The following is a 20,304-nucleotide window of genomic DNA, read 5'->3' on the forward strand; positions in this document are numbered from 1 at the left end:
GGCAACCGCTGCCCGAAGCGCCAGCGAGGGGCAAAGGCGGAAGGCAAGACAAAAGGACGCGGCACCGGGCCGCGTCGAAAGCCAGTCTGCACATGGGGGTGGCGCGGCACACAGCGGCTTCGCCGCCGTGCCGCTTGTGGCGCGAGGCCCGCGCCAATGCGGGTGTGTCCGCGTGCTTTGCACGACCGGACACGCCAGAGCTTGCAGGGAGCACAGCCATGAGTGACCGCCGAGACGACGATTTCCGTATCCGCCCGAACCCTCCAAAGGCCCCGATGAACCGGGGCCAGGGCTTCGTCTCGAAGGTGCTCAAGCAGGCGGGCAAGGCCAGCGGCGGCAAATCGGCGATGCGCCGTCCTCGCACTGGCGGCAACGGACAGCACTCCGGCCAGCGGCCCGGCTCGCGCCTCGGGCGCGGCCACACGGCGGCGCGCTTCGCGGGCGCGAAGCTCACTCCCATGTCGCGGCGCGTAACCATCAAGACGCTGCTGGTCAATCAGCGCCAGGCCAGCCCGCAGTCGCTCGCCAAGCACCTTCGCTACATCGAGCGCGATGGCGTAGGCCGCGAAGGCGAGCCTGGCCAAGCCTACGGGCCACAGACCGATGCTGCCGACCTCGACGCCTTCACGGAGGGCTGCGCCGACGACCGGCACCATTTCCGCTTCATCCTCTCGCCTGAGGATGGCGCGGAGCTGGAAGACCTGCGCACCTATACGCGGCACCTCATGGGTCGCATGGAGGCCGACCTGGGCACGGGCCTCGATTGGGTAGCCGTCAACCACTGGAACACCGACAACCCGCACACGCACATCGTCGTGCGTGGGCGCGACGACACCGGCAAAGACCTCATCATCGCGGGCGACTACATCGCCGATGGCTTCCGCCATCGCGCTGCTGAGCTGGCGACCGAATGGCTGGGGCCGCGCACGGAGCTCGAAATCCAGCAGACCTTGCAGCGCGAGGTGGAACAAGAGCGGTGGACGAGCCTGGATCGCACCCTGCAACGCGAGGCCGGCGAGGACGGCCGAGTGCAGATCGAACGCTTCAACGAACCGCGGCTGCAACGCCAGCGCCTGTTGCTGATCGGCCGCCTGCAACGCTTGCAGCGCCTGGGCCTGGCCGGCGAGATGCAGCCCGGCACATGGGCTGTCCATGCCGACGCGGAAAAGACCCTGCGCGCCCTGGGCGAGCGTGGCGACATCATCCGCACCATGCAACGGGCCATGCGCGGCGAGCCGCGTGAGCTGGCGGTATTCGAGCCGGGCGACGACGGCCGCACCATCCTCGGCCGCGTAGCCGCGAAGGGGCTGGCCGACGAGCTGCGCGATCGGGGCTATCTGGTCATCGACGGCGTGGACGGCAAGGCCCACTACGTCGCGCTCAACGCCCACGACGAGCTGGCGAACTATCCGACCGGCGCCGTGGTGGAGGTGAAGGGATCGGCCGACGTGCGCGCAGCCGACAGGAACATCACCGCACTGGCGAGCGGTGGCCTGTACCGCACTGACCATCATCTGGCCGTCGCGCAGGGTCAGGCTGTGCCGGGTCGTGATCCGCACGAAGTCGTCGCGGCCCACGTCCGCCGGCTGGAAGCCCTGCGCCGGGCCGGCATTGTGGAGCGCGTGGCCGAAGGTCTATGGAAGGTGCCGCACGATCTGCCGGAGCAGGGCCGCCGCTACGACGCGCAGCGCCTGGGCGGCGTGGCCGTGGAACTGAAATCGCACCTGCCTATCGAGCGGCAGGCCCGCGTGATCGGGGCCACTTGGCTCGACCAGCAACTGATCGGCGGCGGCTCTGGCCTGGGCGACCTGGGCTTCGGCAGCGAGGCCAAACAGGCGATGCAGCAGCGCGCCGACTTCCTGGCCGAACAGGGGCTGGTCGAGCGGCGCGGGCAGCGCGTAATCCTAGCCCGGAACCTGTTGGGCACGCTGCGCAATCGGGAATTGGCGCAGGCCGCCAAGGACATTGCGGCCGAAACCGGCCTGGAGCATCGCCCGGTGGCCGACGGGCAGCGCGTGGCGGGCATCTACCGGCGCTCCGTCAAGCTGGCCAGCGGACGCTACGCCATGCTCGATGACGGCATGGGTTTCAGCCTGGTGCCGTGGAGGCCAGTCATCGAGCAACGGCTGGGACAGCAGATCGCCGCGACGATCAAAGACGCCGGTGTGTCCTGGGATATGGGGCGGGGACGGGGGGTGTCGATCGGCTGAAGCTACTCCAAGAGAACGGTCATCGCGCCATCGCAGAGACATACTACCGGGCAGCGCTGTCGGCACACTTGATGGCTGGCATAGGGCTCGCGCACCCGGCTCACCGGATCAGTAAATCACTTGGATCGCCGATGCCATCAATAGCGGTGCGCTGTGCGCGATCGAGCAGCACCTCGCGACTCCAACCGGCTACGGTCGCTGCTGCATCCACCACATGTGCCCAGGTGCAGCGGTTGGCGAACAGCATGCCAGGGACATCGAAGGTACCGCCGCGGCTGATGTAGCCAAGGGCGCGAGTCTTGGCGGGGCCACTGTCAATGCGGCGCAGAATGCCAAGCATGGGTTCCGGGCGAGTGTGCGTGACAATCACGCGCGGCAGGCCCGATGGGAACAGTGTGCTAACGGTTACGTCGTCATCGACGAATTCAGCTTCGATGGCATCGCGTGGAATACGCAGGCGGCCGGGTTCCAGGACGACGGTGACACAGGCGCACTTGCCCAGCTCAGCGAGGTGCTGCTGTGCCTTGATTGCCTCGTCCAACTGGTAGGCGCCCAGCGCGATGAGTTGCACCTCGGCATTGGCGGGATTGCCTATCAGATGGGCTGCGCCGTCACGGATCAGACGTTGCGCCGATTCGGCGTCGAAGCGATTCTCCACGTCGCGCTTGGAGACGATCAGGCAAGCCAGCTGGCCGCGTCCAGCATAGACGTCACGCAGTGCGGCGACGGCGGTATTGCCATCCACCGGGAACAGCACGCGCGAGGTGTCAGACATTTCGCCCAGCAGGGCTTCACCGATGGTCGGATCTTGGTGCGACTGTTCGTTCTTCGCATTCTCCCAAGTGTGCGAGGTGACGATAAGCGGCACCGACAGCCAGTCAGCTGGCCGGCCGGCCTGACGCTGGTGGCGGGCGAAGATGATTTCCTGCCGTATCAGGCCAAGCATCTTGACCGCGAAGGCCTCGTAGCTGACGACCAGATTCAGTCCGCCTTTGTTGCCGAGTGCTGCCGCAGCCACAGCTTCCTCGTTGAGCGCGGTGATGATGGCGCCGTGCAAATCCTCAGGCACACCGGCTTCGGGCTCGTTGACGCGGTGCTTGAGCAGCGCCAACGTGCCGCCCATTTTGTTGCTGGCCAATTCGTCAGGGTTGCCGATACGCATGCGCAGATCGGGATTGGCCTTGGCGAATTCGACAAACCACTGATCCAGAGCCGTCATTGCACTGCCTTCGCTGCCTGGTGTCTCCCAGCATGGCTCGGGCAGTTTGGGCGCGGCGGGATAGCGATGCGCCATCGGATTCGCGCTCTCCAGCGGACGTTGTTGGGCGGCATGGCACGCGAAGGCGTCGAGTGCGGCGTTGAGTTCAACAGGCGGAACGAACAGCGCCGCCGCGCTCTCGTTGAACAGCCCGCGCATGGCGGCATCGGTGTGTGGATTGCCGCTCAGCGGCAGGTTGTGCGCGGCATTGCTGCCTGCACCGGGAAAGCCGAAGCCCTTCTCGGTCTCGGCGATCACGTAAGGCAGAGGCGCCGGATAGCGCCGATCCGGATCGGCGGCGAAGGCATGCAGCGTGTCCTCGGCTTTGAGGATCGCCCAGGCGATCGCGGACGGGTCGCGACCATCGACGATCACTGGATCAAAGCCGTTGTGGCGCACGTCTTCAGCCAGCCATTGCGCACCGCCTTCTTGCATGATCTGAGTACGCTGCTCGATGCGGCGGCCATTGAGAATCATCACCGGCACGGCGAAGCCGCTGTCCTGCGCGCGCCACCAGCGTGGTGCCCAGTCCGGGCCGCGCTGTTCCTCGAAGGCACCGTCGCTGAGAAAGGCAACCAGCGATTCGCCAGGCAGCGGCATGTGGATGTACTGCAGTTCGGCAAAGCCGAGGTAGCCGCCTTCGGACACGGCGCCGGCGGTGTTGGGGCCGGCATGGCTGCCCAGCGGCACAGCCGGGAGGCCCTGCGCATTGATGGCATAGGAATAGAAATCAGCGCACAGGCGCGACAGGCCTTCCTCACTGCGGTCGTAACGGCCCCGCTGCGCGGGCGAGATGTCGCCGGTGAGCGCATTGACGGCTTCGATGGCGGCGACGCAGTGGCCTTGGCCCATGATCCAGCCGCGCGTGCTGCCGGTGAGCGCGTTGGCGAGCAGGTAGCCGACGAAGGCCTGCACCATGTTCAGCGAGCCACCGGTGTGGCCTTCTGGCGTCAGCTTGAAGTCCTCCTCAGCCAGCAGCGCGCCGGACAGGTCAATGCGCTTCGCATAGGTCATGTGCGCGACCACGTTCATTGCCACGCAACCCAAGCGGTCGGCGGCAGCAAGCAAGGTGTAGGCTGTCGCCTCATCGGCAACGCGGCCATCGGCGATCAAACCGGCTACCAATGCATCTACACGTGCGACGGTCTCCTCGTGATGGACGATGGGGCCGTGGCCGGCAAACCAGCGCTGGCGAATGATGGAACCGGTGGTCATACGATTGTCCTTCTTTGGTGCCGATGAACCCTGCGTGGGACATCACCCGGCGATCATGAGTTTCTGCGTACAGCGTGCTGCGACCCATTCCTCGTTGGTGGGCTCCAACGCGACACGCACGCGGCTGCCAGTGGTGGAGATGACGGGGGCATTAATGGTGTTGGCATCGGCATCGAGCTTGATGCCGAGGAAGGCCAGGTCGCGGCAGACGCGCTCGCGCACGAAGGCGTTGTGCTCACCGACACCGGCAGTGAACACGAGCAGATCCAGGCCGCCCAGGACTGCGGTCAGCGCGCCGATCTCGCGCACGATGCGGCGCACGTAGAGCGCCAGCGCGATGCGGGCGCGTTCGCCAGCCTCACCGGGATCATTCTCGTGCTTCACCACCACGCGCGGTTCGGCCGAAATCCCGGAAACACCGAGAAGGCCGGACTGGTTGTAAAGCGTGCTGCCCACTTCTTCCAGCGAAAGTCTTTCGACCTCCATCAAGTAGAGCAAAGCGCCGGGATCGAGCGAGCCCGTGCGGGTGCCCATCATCAGGCCGTCAAGCGCGGAAAAGCCCATCGTGGTGGCGACGCTTTCCAGGTTCTGCATAGCGCACAAGCTGGCCCCGCTGCCGAGGTGCGCAACAATGGTGCGGCCTCGTGCCAGATCACCATGGCGCTCGGGCAGAGCGTGGCTCATGTAGTCGTACGAAAGCCCGTGGAAACCGTAGCGGCGCAGACCGCGTTCCCAGGCTGAATACGGTAGCGGCAGGATCTGCTCCACCTTCGGCAGGCTGTGGTGAAAGGCAGTGTCGAAACAGGCCACTTGCACGATGTCCGGGCGCTGCTCCAGCAAAAGTCCCATCGCCTTCAGCGGGAACGGTTGGTGCAGTGGGGCCAGCGGAATGTAGCTGCGCAGGTCGTCCAGCATCTGCTGGGTGACAAGGGTGGGGGCCCAATAGCGGCTCCCACCATGCACTACGCGATGCGCCACGGTGGTTACGCGGCGGCCATCAAGGCGTTTGCTGATGCGTTCCTGAATAAACTGCAGGGCGGCGGTGTGCGGATGCTCGGCATCCAGTTCCACCGGAAACGGCTCCACGCCGGATTCGCCGAAATTCGGTGCAGGCCCGCCGATACCTTGTACCTTGCCGTTCCAGAGCGGCGTGCGCGGCAATGGGTCGGCATCAACAGGGAATACTGCGAACTTGATGCTTGAGGAACCGCAGTTGAGCACCAGGATGAGGCTCGGCTGTGAGTTGCTCATCGTGACTCTCTCGATCGTGATGTCTTATGCGAACCGGTCTGTGAAAAATCCCTGTCAGCGTTTCCCATAGAACTGCTCCACGAACGATTGCCGGAAGCTTTGGTGGCAGGCCAGGCAGCTTTGCTGCGTTTTGGAAAACGCTGTAATCACGGCCTGGCCGTCGCCCCGCTTCGCGGCATCCCCCATGGCGGTCGCGGCGTCGTGGACGTGGCCATCGAAGTCTCGAAACTTTCCGGCATCAGTGCCAAGCCAGCCGAGGATGCGCATCTTTTCCGAAAGGGGCGGTTCGGCGTGCTTGGCGATTTTTGGCGCCAACTCGGCGACCAGCGCCCATTCTTCCTTGGAAATCGCGCCAGTGACGGCTTGCATGTCACGGCCAAGCTTCTCCATGACGGTGCGCAGTGCCATTGGTTTCGTGGCCTCTACGGACTGTGCGCCAAGTCCTGTTGCGGTAATGGCCAAGGCCACGGACAAGGCGACTGTGAAAAGCGAGCGGGTGTTCAAGGGGTGGCTCACGGGATTCTCCATGGGGGTCGTTGATGAATGTTTTGCAAACGGGCTGATGGTGGCTGGCATGCTCAAAATTCGATGCTCAGGGCAATCGATCCGAAGGCGTGGCGGCCGATCTGCTGGTCGAACTCGCGGGTTCTCCAGACGCGCATGACTGCAAGCCGCACGCCGTGCCCGGCAACAATCCATTGGCTGCTGATGCCGATGGCCGCCTGAACGACCCAGGGCCGACGGCTGACGTGGTGACTGTGGCGAAACAGGTTTCCGTCGAGCGAGAAGTCCCAGGCGACCGCCTTGGCCTCGAGGTTCAGGAAGACATGCGCGCCGGGTTTGGGCGCCAAGGCCGATTGCGGTGTTGTCGTGCGCAAATCGGCAACCGCTGAAGGTGGCCGGTTTTCCGCGCCAGGGCGGATTGGATAGCTGCCGAAGTCGTTCGGAATGTTCCAGCCGGCCCGCCATTCCACCCCGGTGCTGGCCGCGGTTTCAATGTTTCCGATCCGCAGGGCATAGCTGCCGATCACGTCGCTGTCCCATCCTGGCTGGACGGCACCCTCCGTGTACGACTTGAACTTGCGCTCCATGGCCATCTGGAACGCAGGCTCGTTGCGCAACTGGTTGTCCCAGCCGCGAAATCGCTCGATGCCACGCACCCGATGCACCAGATCCTGCGACTTCTCTGCCAGCGACCAGGGGCCGATCACGCCCAGGGTTAGTTCGCGTACGTCCAGCATTTCATAGCTGGCAGCCTGTGGGTGGATTCGGCGATTCCACGCCAGGCCCAGGTAGAGCAGGCCAGCGTACGGCCGATCGTCGGCAATCAGATCGGTACGCGTCTTGTCCTCGGGTGTGTACATAGACTGGCCAAAGCGAACGACAAGGTTTTGCGACGATGCCTGGGCGCCGGAGTCTCGCCAGAACTCGGGATCAGCCCAACCGATGAAACGGGCGTACCAACCGATCGGCCGGGGCAGGCACTCCGGGCGGAGCGCACCTTGCAGATCGCGCGACACCAAGGTCAACGCCACCCCATTGGTGTAGTTGCGGTCGGTGCCGGTGAACAAATCGTTCTCCAGGCGCAAGGTCCCGCCCCTCCAGCGCAGGGATTGCTCGGGCGGACAGTGGGAAAGATCAATCGAGAGCGGGAGTTCCGCGCTGCGGGCAGCGTTGGAACCGAGCGCCGCGCCGGCAAGCAGCAACGCGGTGGCGGCCCATATCGGCCGCGGCGTCTTGGTGCCGCGCAGGCGCGCATTCTGCTTGCCCATCCGCATCACGCTGGCCCGCCATCCACTGCCCGATCGACGTAAAAGCGTTCGAGGGCGTCGATGATTTCCTCGGCTTCGTCCACGCAGGTGAACAAGTCGAGATCCGATGGTGATACATAGCCTTCGTCGAGCAGAAGATCAAAATCGACGGCGCGGCGCCAGAATGCGCGCCCCGCAAGAATCACCGGAATCCGCTTCATCTTGCCGGACTGGATCAAGGTCAGCACCTCGAACAGCTCATCAAGCGTTCCATAGCCGCCGGGGAAGGCCACCAAACCTTTTGCGTGCAGCAGGAAATGCATCTTGCGCACCGCGAAATAGTGAAACCGGAACGCCAGCTCCGGACACATATAAGGGTTCGGCGCTTGTTCGTGCGGCAGCGTGATGTTGAGGCCGATCGAGCGTGCGCCAGCCTCGAAGGCACCACGGTTGGCCGCCTCCATGATGCCCGGCCCGCCGCCAGTGACGACGACGAAGTCACGGCGGTTCTGCTGCTGAAATCGTGCAGAGATCAGGCTTGCGAAGCGTCGCGCCTGCTCATAGTGGCGCGCTTGATCCACCCGGCGTCGGGCCTGGGCGAGTTCCCGCGCCAGCTTGGCATCGGACGGCGCGGCGCGTGTCTGTCGCTCCAGCGTGTCGCGGCGCGCAGCCGCGGTTTCGGCGTCGCTGATGCGGGCACTGCCGAAGACCACCACCGTCGAATGGATCCCTTGTTCGTGCAGGATGCGTTCGGGCTTGAGCAGTTCGAGCTGCAGCCGCAATGGCCGCAGTTCTTCCTGGCCAAGCAAGTCGATGTCCTCGTATGCGAGGCGGTAAGTGGGTGAATCGAGGATGGCGCGCAGGCGCTCGTCAGGATTTGCCGACGGGGTCATCGCTCGACCGCCAGAAAATCCGGCCAGCGCAGCACATGACCATATTCGGGCACCGTAACCTGCCAGCCGAGTTGCTGTTGCAAGAGTTCGGCGAAGGCCTGCGCGGCGGACAGTTCCCCATGCACCACGAAGGTTTGCGCCGGGGGTTGAACAAAACCCCGAGCCCAATCCAGCAACGCCTTCTGGTCGGCATGCGCGGAGAGGCCGTCCACGCTGTGGATCGCCGCACGTACCGGGATGTCCTCACCGAAGATGCGTACACGTTCGGCACCCTCGATCAGGCGCCGACCAAGCGTCCCCTGCGCCTGAAAACCGGGAAACAAGATGCTGCATTCCCGGCGTGGCAAATTGTGGCGAAGGTGGTGCCGGATGCGCCCCGCATCGCACATGCCACTGGCAGAAATAATGATGGCCCCGGAGCGGATCCGGTTCAGCGCCATGGACTCCTCAGCGCTCTCCGTGAAGTGCAGGTATGGGAGGTTTTCGCCGCGCGCATGCCACCCGGCCAGGTGTTTTGCCTGTTCGTCGAATAGTTCAAGATGCTCGCGCGTGATGCGCGTGGCCTGCGTGGCCATTGGCGAATCGACGAATACCTTCGGTTGCCGCAGCCGCCCCTCGCAGGTTAGTCGGTGCAGGTGATAAAGGATTTCCTGGGTTCGGCCGACCGCGAAGGCCGGCACAATGACATTGCCGCCGCGTTCGAACAATGTTTTTTCGACGATGCCGATCATTTCCTCTTCGGTCGCCGAGAAATCCTTGTGCTGGCGGTTGCCGTAGGTGGACTCGATGACGAGGATGTCGGCGTCCTCGATGGGTGTCGGGTCGCGCAGTATTGGGCGCCCCGGCTGACCGAGGTCGCCACTGAAGACGAGCTTTGTCGGGTAGCCATATTCGGTAACCCAAACCTCGATGATGGCCGACCCAAGAATGTGCCCGGCATCGCGGAAACGTGCGCGCACCCCGACGCGGGGCGCGAACTCCCGGTCGTATTCGACGCCTCGCGCCTGCTGCAAGCAGTCGCTGGCATCCTGCAGCGTATACAGCGGCGGCAGTGCGTCCTTTCCGCGGAGTCGCTGCGCATTGCGCTTTGCATCGCTCTCCTGGATGTGAGCGCTGTCGGGCAGCATCACGCCCAGCAGATCAACCGTGGCGGTGGTGGCATAGATGGCGCCTTTGAACCCGGCACGCGTGAGTTTGGGTAATAGCCCGCTATGGTCGATATGGGCATGGGTCAGGAGCACGAAATCAATCGCCGCCGGGTCGAACGGGAATGGTTCATGGTTGCGTGCCGCCGCCGTGCGTCCGCCCTGAACCATGCCGCAATCCACCAGGAAGCGTACGTTGAGCGCTTCCACCAGGAAACACGACCCGGTAACTTCGCGCGCAGCGCCCAGAAAATGCAGTTTCATGGGATGCTCACTCCGGTTTTTTTTGTATCGGGCAAGTGCTCAGGCCAAGCAGACGGTAGCCCGGACAGCGACCAGCCAGGCCAGTGATGAGGGGCATGATTCCGATGAGCCCCAGCCACCGCCAGGGTGAGTCCAGCCACAACGGCAAGCTGAGCAGAATCAGCCCGACGACGATGCGGACAATGCGGTCGAGACTTCCAACGTTGATTTGCATGACGGTCTCCTTGTGTTGAGTCAACGGCTTGAAAACGCGAGGGGGGCGGTAGCGCCACGAAGCGGATGGGTTGCGGTCGGTGCCGCCGTGGATACGTCCCAGCCACCACCAAGGGCCTTGTACAGCGCCACCAATTGCACGGCGGCGTTGGTATGTGCCCGCGCGGCTGCGGTTTCGGCCTCGTGCAGGCTGCGCTGGGCGGCCAGCAGTTCGACCAGCGCGATGTCGCCTGCCGCGTAGCGCGTCCTGGCGTGGCCGTAGCTGGTGCGCGCCGCATCCAGTGACATGCCGCGGCGCGCCAAAGTATCCAGCCCGCTGTGGTAGTCGACCAGCGCGCGTTCGGCGTCGCCCAGGGCCGCTAACACGGCCTGCTCATAGGCCAGCGCGGCCTGGCGCTCGGCGGCCTCGCGTGCCCGAATTTCGGCTCGCACGCGGCCGCCGTCGAACAGGCGCCAGGAAATCATCGGCAGGATGGAGAAGCGCGCACTGGAGGCATCGAACCAATCGCCCGTACTGAGCGCTTGGAACCCGCCACCGACACCGATGGAGAGTTTGGGAAACAGCTCGGCCGTGGCCACGCCGATGTCGGCCGAACTCGCTGCCAGGCGACGTTCCGCAGCCAGCACGTCCGGGCGCCGGCGCAGCATGTCGGCGCGCTCGCCCACCGGCAGCGCCCGCAGCGTGCTCGGCGCCAAGGGGCTATCAAGCAGTGCCAGCTCCCGCTCCGGCGGTGCGCCGAGTAGCACGCCCAGGCTGAGCACCGCGGCGCGCTGGCGCGCCTCGATATCCGGGATGAGCGCGTTGACTGCCGTCCATTGGGCGTAAGCTGCCTCTACATCGGCGGCCGACGCGTCGCCCAGCGCATGCCGCAGGCGCACCAACTCCCAAGTCTGCTGCAGCGTATCCAGCGTGGCTTGTTGTGCGTGCAACTCGTAGCGGGCGCCGACGGCGTTGAACCAGGTGCGCGCGACCTCGGCCACGATGCGCATGCGTACGCCCTGTGCCTCGGCTTCGGTCGCCTGCAGGCGGGCGCCAGCGCCTTCCAGGGCGCGCCGCTTGGCCCCGAACAAGTCGGCCTCCCAGGCCGCGTCGAAACCCGCGTCGTAGATGGTCTGCGTGGCGTCAAGACCGGGGATGGAGCCTACGGGCAAAGGGCCGTTCTCGCTTTGACGGCGCCGGTTGACGCTGACACCTGCGCCGACAGTGGGCAATGCTTCGCCGGCCACACGATCGCGCAAGGCGCGCGCCTCATCGATGCGTGCCGCAGCCTGGCGCAGATCCAGGTTCTGTGCCAGCGCCGTGACCATCAGGCGATCGAGGGCGGGGTCATCCAGTGCAGACCACCATTGGCTTAAGTCTGCGGATTGGGATGCGCTTGCCAACGGCAGAGTCCAGCCGCTGCCGATGTCGACCGGCGGTGGTTCGCGGTAGTCGGGGCCCACGGTTGCGCAGGCAGTCAGCAGCACGCAGGACAGTGCCAGCGCGAGGGGACGTACGCGCCCAGGGGTCAGGCCGGTGGCGGTTGCGCGAAGAAAGGGTGTGCGGGTCTTGGATTTCATTGCAGGCGTCCTCGGACGAATACGGTGGCCATGGTCAGCGTGGCGAGGGCGATGACCGCCAGCGGCCACAGGCTGGCGAGAATGTCACCGGTCGGCATGGCCTTGAGAAAGCTGCCTTCGACGATGATCAGGAAGTGGGTCAGCGGAATGGCCTGAGCCAGCCATTGCAGGACGACGGGCATGTTTTCCACAGGCGTGGCAAAGCCGGACATCAGCACCGCCGGAATACCGACGGCGAACGCGCCCAGGATGGCCTGCTGCTGCGTCATGCTGACGGCGGAAATCATCAGGCCGATGCCGACCACCGAGGCGATGAATAGCACCAGGCTGGCCAGCAGCAGCGCGAACGAGCCCGTGAACGGAATGCCGAACAGGAAGACGCCGGCGCTGATCATGAACAGGCCCAGCAGCGTGCCGATGGCCAGCGCCGGCAGCGACTTGGAAATGATGATTTCCGGTGTCGAGGTGGGCGACACCAGCAATTGGTCGAAGGTGCCGAGCTCGCGTTCGCGCGCAATCGACAATGAAGTGATCATCAGCGAACTGAACAGCGCCAGGATGCCCGTGAGGCCGGGCACTATGTACCAGCGATAGACCAGGTTCGGATTGAACCAGTGGCGCACGACGACCGGCGTCGGCGCTTGCGCGTCGGGAATGACCTCAGCGCCGACCTCAGCAGCGATAGTGGACAGATAGGCCACAGTGATTTGCCCCGAGTTGCTGCGCCGGCCATCGACCAGCACCTGGGCGCTGCCGCTGTCACCGGCGGCGATGGCGCGCGAGAAATCGACGGGAATAGCGAGCGCGGCGATCACCTCGCCGCGGTCGATAAGCTCGTGCAGCTGCAGCTGGCTGTCGACGTGCCGGACGTGGGTGATGAAGCGGGCACTGTCCAGGCGCTGCACCAGTTCGTTTGACCAACGCCCGGCGTCCTGGTTGTAGACGGCAATGTCGACGTTGCGCACCTCCAGCGTCGCGGCAAAAGCGAATATGAGCAATTGAAGGATCGGTGGGGCGAACACCACCATGCGGCTGCGCGGGTCGCGCAGGACGCTCAGCACTTCCTTGATGAACTGGGCGCGCAGGCGGGTGAACGAGAATGCAGAGAAGAACATCGGTTCACTCCAGGTTTTTGCGCGTGGCGCGCTTGGCGATGACGAAGAACAGCGCACCGATCGCCGCCATGGCCGCCAGGTTGGGCAGGAAGACGGCCCAGATGTCGCCGGCCAGGAACACTGTCTTGAGCGAATCGACGAAGTAGCGCGCCGGAACCGCCCGGGTGATGGCCCGGATCGGTGCGGGCATCGCGTCGATCTCGTACAGGAAGCCCGACAGCATGAAAGCCGGCAGGAAGCCCGAGAACAGCGCGATCTGCGCCGCCAAGAACTGGTTGCGCGCCAGTGACGAGATCAGCAGACCCTGGCCCAGCGCCGGCACCATGAACACCGCCGACAGCAGCAGCAGCGCTGCCAGCGAGCCCCGCATCGGCACGCCGAACACGAACACCGCCAGCGCCGCCGCGCCAAGCGTGGACAGCATGCCGAGCACGAAGTACGGCAGCAGCTTGCCGATCAGGATTTCGGCCACCGAGGCCGGTGTGGACAGCACCGCCTCCATCGTGCCGCGCTCCCATTCGCGCGCCACCACCAGCGCCGTTAGCATGGTGCCGATGATGGTCATGACGATGGCGATGGCGCCAGGAATCAGCGCGCGGCGGCTTTCCAACTCGGGGTTGAACCAGTAGCGTGGCTCCAGCACGATGGCTTGCGCCGGCGCTGCAGCATCCAATCCCGCACGCCAGGACTGCACCACGCCGCGGGCATAGTTTTCGACGTAGTTGGCAGTGTTGGGGTAGGAACCATCGGTGACGATCTGCACCAGCGGTTCACTACCGCGCTGGGCCAAACGCTGCTCGAAGTCCTGCGGGATCACCACGTAGCCGCGCAGCGTGCCTGAGATGAGCTGCTCGGCCACTTCGCGGCGGTCATGGGCGAAGTGTGTGTTCAGGAAGCGCGTGCCGGAAAAGGCTGCGCCCAAAGATTGGGCCGACGCGCCGGGCGACTCCAGCACCACACCGACGCGAACCTCCTTGGCATCCAGCGATACCGCATAGGCGAACAGCAAAAGCAACACCACCGGCAGCACGAACGCGATCAGCAGCGTCGAGGGATCGCGCAGTGCCTGGTAGCTTTCCTTGGTGACCAGGGCCACCAGGCGCCGCAGGTCAAAGCGGCGCAGATCGCCCTGGGTCGGGCCAGCGTCGGCCTTGTGCTTCTCAACGGCGTTCATGCGGCAACCTCCATCTGACGGTCGGCAGACTCCACCAGGTGAATGAAGGCGTCCTCCATGGTCGGGTCGGGCCGCTCGGAATTGGCGGCGATTCGCTTGAGCGCATCAGGCGTATCCAGGGCGATTAGACGCGCGCGCGAAAGCATGGCGACGCGGTCGCAGTATTCGGCCTCGTCCATGAAATGGGTGGTGACCATGATGGTCACGCCCTTGCGTGCCAGACCGTTGATGTGGGTCCAGAATTCGCGCCGGGTGATGGGATCTACCCCTGAAGTGGGTTCGTCCAGAAACAGCACCGGGGGCCTGTGCATCAGCGAGCAGGCCAATGCCAAGCGTTGCTTGTGCCCCAGCGGCAGGGAGTCGGGTGTCGAGGACAGCCAGCCGCCCAGATCAAAGGTGGCGATCATTTCCTCGATGCGTTCGCGGCGGGTTTCACCTTCCAGCCCGTAGACGCCGGCCGAGAATTCCAGGTTCTGCCGCACCGAAAGCAGGCCGTAGAGTGAGAACTTCTGCGCCATGTAGCCGAGTCGGCTCTTGGCTGCGCCGGTGGCGCGGCGCAGATCGTGCCCCACCACTTGCGCCTCGCCCGCAGTGGGCTTGAGCAGGCCGCACAGCATCTTGAAGGTAGTGGATTTGCCGGCGCCATTGGGCCCAAGCAGGCCGAAGATTTCACCCTTTTGCACTTCGAAGCTGACGTTGTCGGTGGCCGTGAATTCGCCGAAGCGCTTGGTGAGATTGCGGCAAGACACCGCAATGTCGGAACCCAGCTCGACCGGCGACAGGCGCTCGGCGAGCTGCGATGTACCGCCGGGGCCGCCGCCGAGAAGATCGATGAAGGCGTCTTCGAAGCGGGCCGGCACTTGGGCCAGGCGCACTTGGGCCTGATCCGCCAGCAGTTGTACGTCCTGCACGGTCGCGCCCTCGCGCAGCACCACGCGGACACCAGCGCCCTGAATCACACCATCGCTGACACTGGGCAAATCCAGGACTTTCGTCAGGACTGCTCGGCGTTCGGTGCCGACATCTTCAAGACGGAAGCTCCGGCCTTTGAGCTGCGCGGTCAGCTCTTGCGGTGGGCCGTCGAAGAGCAACTGGCCTTCGTTGAGCAGAAGCACGCTTTCGCAACGCTCGGCCTCGTCCAGATAGGCGGTGGACCAGACCACCGCCATGCCCTCATCGGTCAGGGCCTGCACCATGCGCCACAAATCCTGGCGGCTGACCGGGTCCACCCCGACTCCAGGCTCGTCCAGCAGCAGCACCTTGGGTCGCGCCATGAGCGCACAGGCAAGGCCGAGCTTTTGTTTCATGCCGCCGGAGAGCTTGCCGGCCAGGCGCTTGGTGAAGGGCGCGAGGCGCGTGAAATCTAGCAGTTCGGCGAACAGCGCGGCGTTGCGATCCGCATCCATGCCGCGCAACTGCGCATACAGCCGCATGTTCTCCATCACCGACAGGTCTTCGTACAGGCCGAAGCGCTGCGGCATGTAGCCGCTGGCGACGTGGATCGCGTCGTTGTCCTTGACCACGTCGAAGCCGGCCAGAGTGACACGGCCAGCATTGGGCACCAGGAGCCCGGTCAGAATCCGCATCAGCGTCGTCTTACCGGCGCCATCGGGGCCGACCAGTCCCGTCAGCCGCCCATAGTGGATGCGTGCGCTCAAGCTCCGCAGGGCCTTTACGTCGCCAAAATGCTTGTTCAGGCCTTCGATGACGACGGCGGCGCTATCGGCGCTGGCGCTTGTAGGCGTGGTGGCCATGGCCGTGTTCGCCTGCATCTCAACGCTCCCCCACGCGCGCGCCAGAGACTGGTTTGGCATCGACCGCTATCGTCACGGGCATGCCCTGGCGCAAGGCGGCGTCGTCATCGGCTTCGTCGATGACGATGCGCAGGCGATAGACCAGATCCGTGCGCAAGTCCGTTGTCTCCACCGTCTTGGGCGTGAACTCGGCGCGCGGCGAGATGAAGCCGATCTGGCCGCGATAGACCTTCTCCGAAGAATCGCTCTTGACGCGCACCGCCGTGCCGGGCGCGATGCGCCCCAGATCCGACTCACCCACGTAGGCGCGCACATACACAGGCTTATCCAGACTCAGGCTGTAGACCGTGCTCTGGCTCGCGACCATGCTGCCGGGTTCGCGCACCCGCGCGATGACGGTTCCGTCGCTGGGCGACGTCAATTCGGTGTCCGCCAGGGACGTGGTGGCTTGCGCTGCTGCTGCCTGCGCGGCCGCCAGACGAGCCTCTGCCGCGGCGATGTCCTCTTTGCGAAAACCTTCGATTGCTTGCGACAAGGCGGCCTTGGCTGCTTCGGCGCCCGCGGCGGCCTGATCCCTTGCGGTGCGGGCGGCATCGACCGTACGCTGGCTGCTGGCGCCCGATGCCAGCAGGCCGCTCTGGCGCTGAAAATTGCGCTCGGCCTCGGTGACGAGCGCCTGAGCTTTCTTGAGCGCCTCGCGCGCCTGGGTGATTTCCTGCGGCCGCAGGCCACGGCGCAGCTTGGCCAGTTCCGCCTGCGCCACCTGCACCTGGGCCTGTGCCGCCACAAGGGCGTCCCGATACGGTTGCGCGTCGAGCGCGGCCAGGCGCGCGCCGGCGCGGACGGCATCACCCTCATCGAAAGCCATCTGCATCACGCGCCCGGGCTGGCGGAAGGCCAGTTGCACCTCGCGGATGTCTACGTTGCCGTAGAGGCGCAACGCATCTTCCTTGTTACGGTCGCGCGATAGCCAGAACGCCAGTGCGCCGCCAAGAGCGATCACGACGACAGCGATCACGGCCCAACGAATTTTTTTGATGGAGAGGTTTGGAGTGGTCATTGAAGGGTTTCCGCTAGATAAATATGTTCAGTGCTCGCGCGCGGTCGGCACATTCGCCGCTGACCGGCGCCAAGCCATGGCCGCTATGCCCGCCCACACCAGCGTGCGCAGCGTCATGGCCGCCGCCGTCCGCCGCTCCCAGGCGCCACCCAGAACCACATGCACTCCGAAAGCCAGGAACACGAGCGCACTCGCCACCGCGATGGCAACCGCCAACCACATAGCCCAGCGCCGGCGCATCCACAAGCCAACGCCCGCGACGATGTAGGCGAAACCGGCCAGAAAATTGAACCAGAGCACGAACGGCACATAGTGCCCGGCTGCCTGGCGCGCCGCACCGTCGACAAACAGCACTGCGCCACCTTCCTGGAGGGTCAGCAGGCCAAATCCGATGGCAATCAAGGAAATCACACGCATCCAGATCGCGCGTCCGCTGTGTGCCATCATGTTTGTTGCTCCCGATTTATCGAAGGGTTTGGAGGTCGCAGTCGCGCTTGCGGAGCAGACGGATCCTTCATTTGGTGCTTTCGATGCCACGCCGATAGATGGCAAACACGCCCGGCGCGTCTCGCCGAATGCGACTGACCTTGCCGGCCAGCAGCGACTGCATGACGAGTCCCTGGATCGTGCCGATGAACAACACGGCGGCGGCATCCACATTCAGATCCGCATCCAACTCGCCCTGCACCTTGCCGGCTTCCATCACACGGCGCAGGCGCTGTTCGTATTGACGAATCAAGGTCTGCACCATCCGCTTGGCGAGCGTCTCGCTAGAGCGCTGCAGTTCTCCGAACAGCATGCGCGGCACGCCTGGATGCTTGGCCACGAAGTCGATATGCGCCATGAACATGGCTTCGAGCGCCGCGGCAGGCGACTTAGTGCCTTCGGCCGCCTTGTCCACGCGCTCCAGCAGTCGCTCGCCGACCCAGGTCATCGTTGCCTCCAGGATCGCGTGCTTGGTGGGGAAGTGGCGAAACAGCGCTCCCTGCGTCAAACCCATTCGATCGGCAATGGCCGTAGTCGTGATTTCGGCCGGGTTTTGCTCGGCTGCCAAGTCGACCACGGCTTGCACCGTGGCCTCCCGCCGCTCTTCGGCGGACAGATATTGAGGACGTTCGTTCACCGATTAGACTCCATGTAGTAAGTGACCTATTACTATCCTAACACGCAAATTAACCATGACGCAAGATCAGAAAGCAGACAGGCTGGGGCGGTAAGGGCCAGCTCTTGTCCATCCGGTGCGCTCAACGACCGACTTTGATGAATCTCAAGAGGCGAGCGCGCCATTCAAGCGGGGACGAGGCATTCGACTGACAAGTCGGCTAGTTCGTTGAGGGTGCGGGAAGTCGGTTCGCCGGGGCGCCAGCGGAAATTCATCCCACATGGCCAGCAAGGCTTGCATCTTTTCCTGCAAGCGATAAGATAGTAACAAGTCACTTGCTAAATGAGATGATAAAACATGAACGCCCTTGCCACGTCTGACAAGCCCGTGCCGGCACCATCCGAAATCTTTCACCCCGATGTCCTGGATACGCTGGCGAACGCCTGGCGGGCGCGCGCCACTGGCGGGCTGTCGCCGGCTGCGGGTTTGCTGGCTTGGTACGACTGGGCGCTGCACCTGAGCCTTTCACCGGGCAAGCAGCGCAGCCTGATCGAAAAGGGGTTGCACAAGCAGCAACGCTTGGCACGTTACGCCGCGCACGCTGCAAGCGCCCAAGGCTGCCCCACGTGCATCGAACCGCTGGAGCAGGATCGGCGGTTCGCGGCTCCAGCGTGGCAGCAGTGGCCGTTCAACGTCATTTACCAGGGCTTCTTGCTGCAGCAGCAGTGGTGGCACAACGCCACCACCGGCGTGCGTGGCGTGTCGCGCCATCACGAGAACATGGTCACTTTCGCGGGGCGGCAGTGGCTGGACATGTGGTCGCCTTCGAATTTCGTCTGGACCAATCCGGAAGTGCTGGAAGCCATCAGTGCCAGCGGCGGCGCCAACCTGTGGCGTGGCGCCATGAACTTCTTCGACGATGCGCAGCGTCTCGCGCTTGAGGATGCGCCGGCCGGGGTCGAAGGCTTCGAGGTCGGCAAGGACGTGGCGGTCACGCCAGGAAAGGTGGTGTTCCGCAACCACCTCATCGAGCTGATCCAGTACACACCGACGACGCCCGATGTGTATGCCGAGCCGGTGCTGATCGTGCCCTCGTGGATCATGAAGTACTACATCCTCGACCTGTCGCCACACAACTCGATGGTGAAGTACCTGGTCGATCACGGGCACACGGTGTTCATCATTTCATGGAAGAACCCGACCGCGGCCGATCGTGACCTTGGCCTGGAGGATTACCGGTGGCTGGGGGTCATGGATGCGCTGGACACGGTCACGGCCATCGTGCCCGAGCGCAAGGTGCAGGCGGTTGGCTATTGCCTGGGCGGCACCTTGCTGACGATCGCCGCTGCCGCGATGGCGCGCGATGGCGACGATCGGCTGCACAGTTTGACCCTGCTGGCGTCGGAGACCGATTTCCGCGAATCGGGCGAAATCGCACTGTTCATCGACGACAGCCAGTTGGCTTGGCTAGAAGCCGGGATGTGGGACAAGGGCTATCTCGACGGCAAGCAGATGGCCGGTGCGTTTCAGATGCTCAACTCGCGCGACCTGATCTGGTCCCGCCGCGTGCGCGAGTACCTGCTGGGCGAACGCCAGCAGTTCAATGACCTGATGGCCTGGAACGCCGACGTGACGCGCATGCCCTATCGCATGCACAGCGAGTACCTGCGGCGCTTGTATCTGAGCAACGATCTGGCGGAGGGACGCTACCAGGTCGGCGGACGGCCGGTAGCGATCGCCGACATCGAAGTGCCGATGCTCATCGTCGGCACGGTGCGCGACCACGTTGCCCCTTGGCCATCCGTGTACAAGATGCACCTGCTCAGTGATGCGGAGCTGACCTTCGTACTTACCAGTGGCGGGCACAACGCTGGCGTGGTCAGCGAGCCGGGGCACCCGCGGCGCAGCTACCAGATTGCGACCCGCAGCGTCGGCGCTCGCTACGTCGATCCGCAAACGTGGCGTGCCGAAACCCCGCTGAACGAGGGCTCCTGGTGGCCGGCCTGGCAGCAATGGCTGGCGCGGCGTTCGACCGGGCGCGTGGCGCCGCCTGCGATGAGCGGCACGCAACCACAGCTTGGTGATGCGCCGGGGACCTATGTGGCGATGCGATGACATGACGCCCCAAGGCCGCGATTCAGCGACCCGACTTCGACCGGGACATTCCTCCGGGATGGCCCATACCCGCCCCAATGGGGCATTTCATGACCGTGGAGCAATGAAATGAACAGTGAACTGCCCATCCAACTTTACAAGTGTTGCCGGCTCCCTGATTCCGCACAAATCTGGCGTCGTTAAACGGCGTCGTCGAGTGGGCGCCGGCGGCGCCGTAAACGGCA

At 64.5% G+C, this 20,304-nt stretch carries 16 protein-coding genes; 2 read left to right on the forward strand and 14 right to left on the reverse strand.

All coding sequences use genetic code 11. The annotated features are described in order from the left end of the window. Positions 1-218: 218 nt before the first annotated feature. Positions 219-2,210 carry a relaxase/mobilization nuclease domain-containing protein gene (locus C667_RS02060; RefSeq protein WP_039920579.1) on the forward strand — a complete coding sequence of 664 codons (1,992 nt, stop codon included), beginning with the start codon at positions 219-221 and terminating at the stop codon, positions 2,208-2,210. A 100-nt stretch (positions 2,211-2,310) separates the two neighbouring features. Here C667_RS02060 and C667_RS02065 read toward each other — a convergent pair whose 3' ends face one another. The 14 genes from C667_RS02065 to C667_RS02130 all read right to left on the reverse strand — a co-directional run bounded on the left by C667_RS02065 (position 2,311) and on the right by C667_RS02130 (position 17,986). Continuing rightward, positions 2,311-4,683, reverse strand: coding sequence for a phosphoketolase family protein (locus tag C667_RS02065; RefSeq protein ID WP_004355994.1), 2,373 nt, complete (start codon positions 4,681-4,683; stop codon positions 2,311-2,313). Between the two features lie 42 nt (positions 4,684-4,725). Next, positions 4,726-5,934: an acetate/propionate family kinase gene (locus tag C667_RS02070; protein ID WP_004355996.1), complete on the reverse strand. Its 1,209-nt coding sequence runs from the start codon at positions 5,932-5,934 to the stop codon at positions 4,726-4,728. A 54-nt stretch (positions 5,935-5,988) separates the two neighbouring features. Beyond that, entirely contained in the window at positions 5,989-6,510 is a 522-nt protein-coding gene (locus tag C667_RS02075; RefSeq protein WP_245538407.1) for a cytochrome c, read from the reverse strand. 2 nt (positions 6,511-6,512) lie between these two features. Continuing rightward, a complete protein-coding gene (locus C667_RS02080) occupies positions 6,513-7,706 on the reverse strand; it encodes a lipid A deacylase LpxR family protein (protein WP_004356000.1) in 1,194 nt (397 codons plus the stop codon). Between the two features lie 5 nt (positions 7,707-7,711). Next, positions 7,712-8,578 carry an LOG family protein gene (locus C667_RS02085; protein ID WP_004356003.1) on the reverse strand — a complete coding sequence of 289 codons (867 nt, stop codon included), beginning with the start codon at positions 8,576-8,578 and terminating at the stop codon, positions 7,712-7,714. After that, complete coding sequence (locus C667_RS02090; RefSeq protein WP_004356006.1) at positions 8,575-9,987, reverse strand: MBL fold metallo-hydrolase RNA specificity domain-containing protein; 1,413 nt, start codon at positions 9,985-9,987, stop codon at positions 8,575-8,577. The genes C667_RS02085 and C667_RS02090 overlap by 4 nt, the downstream gene beginning before the upstream one ends. Positions 9,988-9,994: 7 nt before the next feature. Continuing rightward, on the reverse strand, positions 9,995-10,201 hold the full coding sequence (locus C667_RS02095) for a YgaP family membrane protein (protein WP_004356008.1): 207 nt from the start codon (positions 10,199-10,201) through the stop codon (positions 9,995-9,997). A 20-nt stretch (positions 10,202-10,221) separates the two neighbouring features. Beyond that, on the reverse strand, positions 10,222-11,760 hold the full coding sequence (locus C667_RS02100; protein ID WP_039920582.1) for an efflux transporter outer membrane subunit: 1,539 nt from the start codon (positions 11,758-11,760) through the stop codon (positions 10,222-10,224). After that, entirely contained in the window at positions 11,757-12,875 is a 1,119-nt protein-coding gene (locus C667_RS02105) for an ABC transporter permease (RefSeq protein WP_004356012.1), read from the reverse strand. The genes C667_RS02100 and C667_RS02105 overlap by 4 nt, the downstream gene beginning before the upstream one ends. 4 nt (positions 12,876-12,879) lie before the next feature. Then, complete coding sequence (locus C667_RS02110) at positions 12,880-14,049, reverse strand: ABC transporter permease (RefSeq protein WP_004356014.1); 1,170 nt, start codon at positions 14,047-14,049, stop codon at positions 12,880-12,882. After that, a complete protein-coding gene (locus tag C667_RS02115; protein WP_004356016.1) occupies positions 14,046-15,821 on the reverse strand; it encodes an ATP-binding cassette domain-containing protein in 1,776 nt (591 codons plus the stop codon). Before C667_RS02115 ends, C667_RS02110 begins: the two co-directional genes overlap by 4 nt. A 1-nt stretch (position 15,822) precedes the next feature. Then, positions 15,823-16,863 (reverse strand): secretion protein HlyD, encoded by a 1,041-nt coding sequence (hlyD, locus tag C667_RS02120; protein WP_004356018.1) that lies wholly within the window; start codon positions 16,861-16,863, stop codon positions 15,823-15,825. 27 nt (positions 16,864-16,890) lie between these two features. Then, complete coding sequence (locus C667_RS02125) at positions 16,891-17,310, reverse strand: hypothetical protein (RefSeq protein ID WP_004356020.1); 420 nt, start codon at positions 17,308-17,310, stop codon at positions 16,891-16,893. A 67-nt stretch (positions 17,311-17,377) separates the two neighbouring features. Further along, positions 17,378-17,986, reverse strand: a complete 609-nt coding sequence (locus C667_RS02130; RefSeq protein WP_004356022.1) for a TetR/AcrR family transcriptional regulator — start codon at positions 17,984-17,986, stop codon at positions 17,378-17,380. 336 nt (positions 17,987-18,322) lie between these two features. Between C667_RS02130 and C667_RS02135 the strand changes: the two genes are divergently transcribed. Next, on the forward strand, positions 18,323-20,080 hold the full coding sequence (locus C667_RS02135) for a PHA/PHB synthase family protein (RefSeq protein ID WP_004356024.1): 1,758 nt from the start codon (positions 18,323-18,325) through the stop codon (positions 20,078-20,080). Positions 20,081-20,304: the final 224 nt, after the last annotated feature.

It is taken from the genome of Thauera phenylacetica B4P, from assembly GCF_000310225.1.
GTDB classification, from domain to species: Bacteria; Pseudomonadota; Gammaproteobacteria; order Burkholderiales; family Rhodocyclaceae; genus Thauera; species Thauera phenylacetica.